Source organism: Methylobacterium sp. WL120 (assembly GCF_008039465.1).
Lineage (GTDB): Bacteria > Pseudomonadota > Alphaproteobacteria > Rhizobiales > Beijerinckiaceae > Methylobacterium > Methylobacterium cerastii.
Map to the genome: position 1 here is coordinate 1 of NZ_VRUT01000214.1, position 6,340 is coordinate 6,340.

Below are 6,340 nucleotides of genomic sequence, written 5' to 3' on the forward strand. Positions count from 1 at the left end.
TCAGAGCGCCGGCGTCGGCGCCGCGGCCGGCGGCCTGCTCGGCGCTCTGACGGGCGCCGGCCTCAGCGAGCATGAGGCCGAGACCTATGCCGAAGGCGTGCGACGCGGCGGCACCCTCGTCACCGCCCGCGTCGAGGACGGCCAGGCCGATCGCATCCTGGCGATCCTCGATCGGCACGGCTCGATCGATCTCGACGAGCGGGCGCAGGGCTGGCGGGCACAGGGCTGGACCGGCGGCATGACCGGCGCCGGCGAGATCGGGTCGACGGCGATCGGGGCCGCAGCTTCGACCACCACCGGTCTCGACACCGAAAGCGGCCATACCCTGCTGCCAGTGGACGAGCCCCGCACCGCCGGCACCCCGCCGGCGCCGAGCCAGACCTTCGGTTCGGATCGCCGTTGAGCGAAGCCCGCGATCAGGTCATCTGCTTGCGGGCGAACAAGGCGGCGGCGAAGAACACCGCCGCGCCGGCCGCGACGAGACTGCTCATCAGCAACCGTCGCGGCTGGGTCGAGGACTCCGCCAGGACCGGCTCGACGATCGGGCTGAAGAACTCGATCTGCCGGGCGGCGATGATCCGTGCGCGCTCGTTGGCGGCGATCACCTTGGCGTAGTATTTTTCCGTATCCTTGCGCTCGTTGTCGAGCGCCTCGAACCGTGTCAGCGCGTCGGACAGCAGGCGCTTCTGCTCCGGATCCTGGCTCGCCGACTGGCGTTCGATCCGGTTGATGTTATCGTCGAGGTCCTTGATCTGGGCCTTCATGTCGAGGATGCGGCGCGATTCCGGAGCGAGGTCGCGCAGCGACATCGTCAACTGCACCGAAAGGTTGATGCGCGCGGCCCTAAGCTCTGCGATCACCTTCAGGTTCGTTTCGTTGGCCTTCTGCGCATCGAGCACGCCGTCACGGTTGCGCAGGTCGCGCACCGCGAGGCGGATCTTCGCCAGGCGCTCCTCCGCCAAGCGCATCTCGCGATTGCTCTCGGCGACCGCATCGTTGCGCGCGCGCATGGTGAGCTCGTTCACCATGCGCTCGGCTTCCGTCATCACCGCCTTCGTGATCGCCAGCGACTCGGCAGGATCGAAGGCCGACACCGTCAGCGACATGATGCCGGAGCTGCCCTCGAGGTCGATGGCGACGCGCTCGCGCCAGTACTTCAAAAACTTCTCGATCGGCTTCTCGGGATCGAAGCGCGAGAGGAAGTCGATTTGGTCGCGGCTGAACCATTCGCGGATCGGCAGCTTGGCCTGGATCACCTCCAGCATCGGACGGCTAAGGACGTACTGGTGGGTGATCAGCACGTCCTGAGCCAGCAGCTCCTTGGGGACGCCGGCATTGGTCCCGACCGCATCCGGCGTCGCCTTCTCGGCGCCGCCGAGGGCTGGGCGTAGCGCGAAGCGGGCCTCGGTGACGAAACGGTCGGAGGCGATCAGGCCGTAATAGATGCCGCCCGCGAAGGTCGGCAGGACGAAGCACAGGACGAACAGGATCGGTAGCCACGGATCGCTCTTCACGTGGCTCTGGTAGGAGCGAATGCCCTTCTTGCGGTCGGCGAAGCGGGACAGTCGCGCGATCTGGCTCAGCGACTCCGCTACCGCCTTGGACCGGTCTGCGGTCGTCAGCGGCTGGCCCTGAGGGTTGCGGATCTCGACGTTCATGGACCTGCTAATTCCGTTGTCCGCGCGGATTTGGCGTCCACCCTCGGCGCATTGCGCGGCGAAACGATGTCTGCCCCGTGCGGCGACCTCACGCGTTCAGGCGCCGGTAGACCTCGATCGCGTCGTTGACGTCCTCGTAGATGATGGCGCGGCCGTTGATCAGCACGATGCCCTGCGTGCACCACTCGCGGATGGTCTCCATCGAGTGGGACACCATGATGACGTCGGCGGACTTCCGCCGTTCGGCGAAGACTTCGGAGCAGCGCCGCTGGAAGCGTGCGTCGCCCACCGCTGTGACCTCGTCGATCAGGTAGCAATCGAACGGGATCGCCATGCTCATCCCGAAGGCGAGGCGCGAGCCCATGCCCGACGAGTAGGTCCGGATCGGAACGTCGAGGTAGCTGCCGAGCTCGGAGAAGTCCTCGACGTAGTCGAGCACGCGCTTCGGGTCCTCGCCGTAGACGCGCGCCACGAAGATCACGTTGTCCCGGCCGGTCATCATCGGGTGGAAGCCGCCGCCGAACCCGAGGGGCCAGGAAACCCGCAGAGCCCGCTTGATCTTGCCGCTCGTCGGCTCCTCGGTGCCGCCGATCATGCGCATCGTCGTCGACTTGCCGGCGCCGTTGATCCCGAGGATGCCGTAACTGATGCCGGGCTTCAGCGTCAGCGACACCCGCTCCAGGATCGTGCGGCGATGGCCGTCGGTCTTGTAGATCTTGGTGACGTTCTCGAAGCGGATCACCGCAGGCCGATCTCCTCGACGCGCCTGGGTTGGCAGGCTGACGAAGGCTGTTGCCCGCCGAAAGCGGCGAATCTGAGGATAGGCCCCGCCCGGCTCAGTCCACGGCCGGCGCGTGCAGCTCGGCGTTGGTGAAGCGCTGCTGCTCCTCCATGACCAGCGCGCCGAGCTCGCGCTTGATCGCGTTGAAGTCCTGACTCGCCGGGTCGCGCGGACGCGGCATCGGTACGGTGACGTCGCGTTTGATCCGGCCAGGGCGGTAGGTCATCACCAGTATGCGGTCGGCGAGGTAGATCGCCTCCTCGATCGAGTGCGTCACGAACACGATCGTCTTGCGGTACTCCGACCAAATGCGAAGGAGCTCGTCCTGAAGGGTCCGCCGGGTCAGCGCGTCCAGTGCCCCGAACGGCTCGTCCATCAGCATCACCGGCGGATCGAGCGCCAGAATGCGGGCGATCGCCACGCGCTGGCGCATGCCGCCGGACAGGTCTTTCGGATAGCGCTTGCGGAAGTCGGAAAGCCCCAGCGTGGCGACGATGCGATCGACGGCGATCGTGGCCTCCGGCTTGGGTACACCCTTGATATCGAGGCCGAAGCGGACGTTGTCCTCGACCGTCATCCACGGGAACAACGCGTATTCCTGGAAGACCATGCCGCGGTCCGGCCCGGGCTGCGTCACCGCCTTGCCGCCCATGGTGATCCGCCCGTCGGTGAGCGGGGTGAAGCCGGCGATAGCGTTGAGCAGGGTGGACTTGCCGCAGCCGGAGGGGCCGAGCAGGCACAGGAACTGCCCCTCCGGCACGGTGGTCGAGATATCTTGGAGCGCCGCGACCGCGGCGGTCCCGGTGCCGAACACCTTCACGGCGTTCGCGACGACGATCTCTGCGGACTTGGATTGCCGGTCGGCGGACATGGGTGGCCTATCGCTCGAGGCCGCGATGCCAGCGCAGCAGGTGGTCGTTGAGACGGCTCATCGCGCCGTCGATGATCAAGCCGAGGATGCCGATCGTCAGCATGCCGCCGATGATCTTGTCCGACCACATGTACTCGCGCGCCTCGAGGATGCGGTAGCCGAGGCCGTCAGAGACCGCGATCATCTCGGCGACGATCACGACGATGAACGCGGTGCCGATGCCGATTCGCATCCCGGCGAGCACGTAGGGGCTCGCGGCCGGCAGGATCACCCGGCGGAACATCGTCCAAGAGTTAGCGCCGAGGTTCCGCGCTGCGCGGATGTAGATCGAGTCGACCTGCCGCACGCCGGCGATGGTGTTGACCAGCACCGGGAAGAAGGTGCCCAGCGCGATCAGAAATAGGGCCGGCGGGTTGCCGAGGCCGAACCAGACGATGGCGAGCGGTATGTAGGCGATCGGCGGGATCGGGCGCAACACCTGTAGCAGCGGGTTGAACAGCCCGTAGAGCCTGTCGCTCGTGCCGAGCATCAGACCGGTCGGCACTGCTAGCCCGGCACCGATGACGAAGCCCGCCAGGACCCGCGTCAGGCTCGACACCGCGTCGTGCGGCATCTCGCCGGAGAGGATCCAGGCGAGATAGCTCTCTTGGCCCGGCTCGTAGGGGAGGGCGGGCAGCAGGCCGGCATACCACTTCACCGCCACCGCGCTCGGCGGCGGCAGCACGATCGGCGAGAACACGCCGACCCGGCTCAGGATCTCCCAGAGCACGAGCAGGCCGACCGGGACGAGGGCGCCCCGCAGCGAGGAAAGCCGCATCACGGGGTCTTCGATTCGGCCTTGATGCCAAGATCCGCCTTGGCCTTGTCGAGCAGGTCCGTCTTCACCCACTCGGCATCGCTCTTGGGCGGGGTCGTCATCTTACCGAGGCCGTACTTCATCATGTAATCGGTGGTGGTCTGCATGTGCCCGGCCGGCACGTCGTAGGTGTAGCTCGCGTTCGCCATGCCGTCGCGGAAGTCCTGGCTCGAAAGCTGGCCCTTGAACACGGACTCGCGCACGTACTTCTCGGCCAGCGCCGGGTCGTCGATGAAGGCCTTGGTCGCGGCCACGAAAAGCTTGAGCACCCGGCCGGCGATCTCCGGCTTCTCGTTGTACATCTTCTCGGTCATCACCAGCGGACGCACGGGGATGCCGATCGGCGTGTCGTAGGGCTTCACCACCTCGACGCCCCATCCGGCGCTGATCGCCTGAGTCGATTGCGGCTCCGACTGGCAGATCACGTCGACGTATTTCTGCGCCAGCGCCTGGTTCAGGTCGGCGTAGTTGTTGAAGTAGATCAGCTGCACGTCCTTGCCGGCGCGCTCGCCCCAGGTCATGCCGTGCTTGTCGAGCTCGGCGAGCAGCATCAGGTCCTGCGTGCCGCCGCGGACGGTGGCGACCTTGAGGCCTTTCACATCTTTTAGCGTTTTCACCGCGTCGAGATCGGGCCGCTTCAGGATGCGAACGCCGCCGTTGGCGAAACCCGCCACCACGTAGAGCTTCACGCCGTTGCCGCGCGCCGCCACCGCGCCGTCGGCGCCCGAGGCCGAGATGTCGATCTGGTCCACCGCCATGGCGGGGTAGATGTCGGCGCCCTTGGCGAACTGCTTCTCGTCGATCTTCAGGCCGAACTTCGGGGCGATCTCCTTCATGTAGGAGATCGCCCCGTAGTGGGCGAACTTCAGGTTCCCGAGGCGGACGACGTCGTCGGCCCGCGCGGTGCCGGCGGCGAGAAGCAGGATCGCGGCGGCGGCGGCCGAGGCGCGCTTGAACATCGATGTCCTCCGGGTCGCAGGTCGTTCCGCCTGCCGTTCGCCCGGCGATGTACGCCGGGCGCTGCATTGACTAGGCGAGGCGCCGACTGAAAGTAAAGCGCAGGGAGGCGACGCCGTGACAGCTGTTGAAACGGATGAAACCGGCCGCATAGCCGTGGTCGGCTGCGGTACGCTCGGTGCCAGCTGGGCGGCCTTGTTCCTCGCGCACGGCTTCGACGTGGCGGCCTACGACACCGCGCCCGGCTTCGCGGACCGGCTCCGCGCTTCCGTCGCGCACGCGATCGGCCAGCTGGGGGAACTCGGACTGCGTGGACGCGGGCGCCTGGAGACCTGCACCGCGATCGAGGCGGCCGTGTCCGGCGCGATCTTCGTGCAGGAGAACGCGCCCGAGGACGAGGCGGTCAAGCGGGCGGTGCTGGCCGAGCTCGACGCGCGGGCGGCGCCCGGCGTGATCGTCGCGTCGAGCACCTCGGCGATGCTGCGCAGCCGGATCGTCGCCGAATGCCGGACGCCGGAACGGGTGATCGTCGCCCACCCGTTCCACCCGCCGCACCTGGTGCCGCTGGTGGAGATCGTGGCGGGCGACCCGGCGACCGGCGAGCGCGCCGCCGCGTTCTACGCCTGGCTCGGGCGGCGCCCGGTGATCCTGCGGCGCGAGATGCCGGGCCACGTCGCCAACCGCCTCGCCTCGGCCCTGTACCGGGAGGCGGTGAACCTCGTCGCCGAGGGGGTGGCCAGCGTCGCCGACATCGACGCGGCCTTGTGCAACGGGCCGGGGCTGCGCTGGGCGGCGATGGGGCCGCACATGACCTATCATCTCGGCGGCGGGGCGGGCGGCATCCGGCACTACCTCGACCACCTCGGGCCGAGCCAGGTCCGCCGCTGGGAGAGCCTCGGCCGCCCCGAGCTGAGCGACGCGGTGAAGGATGCGATCGTCGAAGGCGTCGAAGCGGAGGCGGCCGGCCGCACGCTGCCCGAGCTGGAGGCCCGCCGCGACCGCGCGCTGATCGATATCCTGAAGGCCCGGACCGAGGTCGCCGGATCTTAGAGCATTTTCCGTGATCTCTGGATCACGGAAAATGCTCTAATACTACTGTGTCATAAATCTTTGTTGGCAGCAGGGACATCGTTGCAGGGTTCGCGCGAGTGTTTGTGCCAGCTTCAGGCGCAAGGTCGCGATGGAGTCAGGCACGTGTCGCTCGGGCCGGATCGGGG

6 protein-coding genes and 1 pseudogene are annotated in these 6,340 nt (G+C 67.6%); 2 read left to right on the forward strand and 5 right to left on the reverse strand.

Features of this window, described 5'->3' with window-relative positions; translation table 11 throughout:
• Positions 1–403 (forward strand): annotated as a pseudogene (locus tag FV229_RS24390) (hypothetical protein); the annotation flags it as partial.
• A gap of 13 nt (positions 404–416) precedes the next feature.
• On the opposite strand, the gene FV229_RS24395 reads toward FV229_RS24390, so the two are convergent.
• The 5 genes from FV229_RS24395 to FV229_RS24415 all read right to left on the reverse strand — a co-directional run bounded on the left by FV229_RS24395 (position 417) and on the right by FV229_RS24415 (position 5,125).
• Entirely contained in the window at positions 417–1,658 is a 1,242-nt protein-coding gene (locus FV229_RS24395) for a capsule biosynthesis protein (RefSeq protein WP_147754429.1), read from the reverse strand.
• A gap of 88 nt (positions 1,659–1,746) precedes the next feature.
• Complete coding sequence (locus FV229_RS24400) at positions 1,747–2,400, reverse strand: ABC transporter ATP-binding protein (RefSeq protein ID WP_147754430.1); 654 nt, start codon at positions 2,398–2,400, stop codon at positions 1,747–1,749.
• A gap of 94 nt (positions 2,401–2,494) precedes the next feature.
• Complete coding sequence (locus FV229_RS24405) at positions 2,495–3,310, reverse strand: ABC transporter ATP-binding protein (protein ID WP_147754431.1); 816 nt, start codon at positions 3,308–3,310, stop codon at positions 2,495–2,497.
• 7 nt (positions 3,311–3,317) lie between these two features.
• Positions 3,318–4,127, reverse strand: coding sequence for an ABC transporter permease (locus tag FV229_RS24410; RefSeq protein ID WP_147754432.1), 810 nt, complete (start codon positions 4,125–4,127; stop codon positions 3,318–3,320).
• A complete protein-coding gene (locus tag FV229_RS24415; protein WP_147754433.1) occupies positions 4,127–5,125 on the reverse strand; it encodes an ABC transporter substrate-binding protein in 999 nt (332 codons plus the stop codon). The genes FV229_RS24410 and FV229_RS24415 overlap by 1 nt, the downstream gene beginning before the upstream one ends.
• 115 nt (positions 5,126–5,240) lie before the next feature.
• On the opposite strand from FV229_RS24415, the gene FV229_RS24420 reads away from it, so the two are divergent.
• Positions 5,241–6,173, forward strand: coding sequence for a 3-hydroxyacyl-CoA dehydrogenase NAD-binding domain-containing protein (locus tag FV229_RS24420; RefSeq protein WP_147754434.1), 933 nt, complete (start codon positions 5,241–5,243; stop codon positions 6,171–6,173).
• Positions 6,174–6,340: the final 167 nt, after the last annotated feature.

What these genes read in the sequence shown, in the direction of transcription:
- FV229_RS24405 (WP_147754431.1), bottom strand. Translation starts at nt 3,310, where the DNA reads ATGTCCGCCGACCGGCAATCCAAGTCCGCAGAGATCGTCGTCGCGAAC.
- FV229_RS24410 (WP_147754432.1), bottom strand. Translation starts at nt 4,127, where the DNA reads ATGCGGCTTTCCTCGCTGCGGGGCGCCCTCGTCCCGGTCGGCCTGCTC.
- FV229_RS24415 (WP_147754433.1), bottom strand. Translation starts at nt 5,125, where the DNA reads ATGTTCAAGCGCGCCTCGGCCGCCGCCGCCGCGATCCTGCTTCTCGCC.
- FV229_RS24395 (WP_147754429.1), bottom strand. Translation starts at nt 1,658, where the DNA reads ATGAACGTCGAGATCCGCAACCCTCAGGGCCAGCCGCTGACGACCGCA.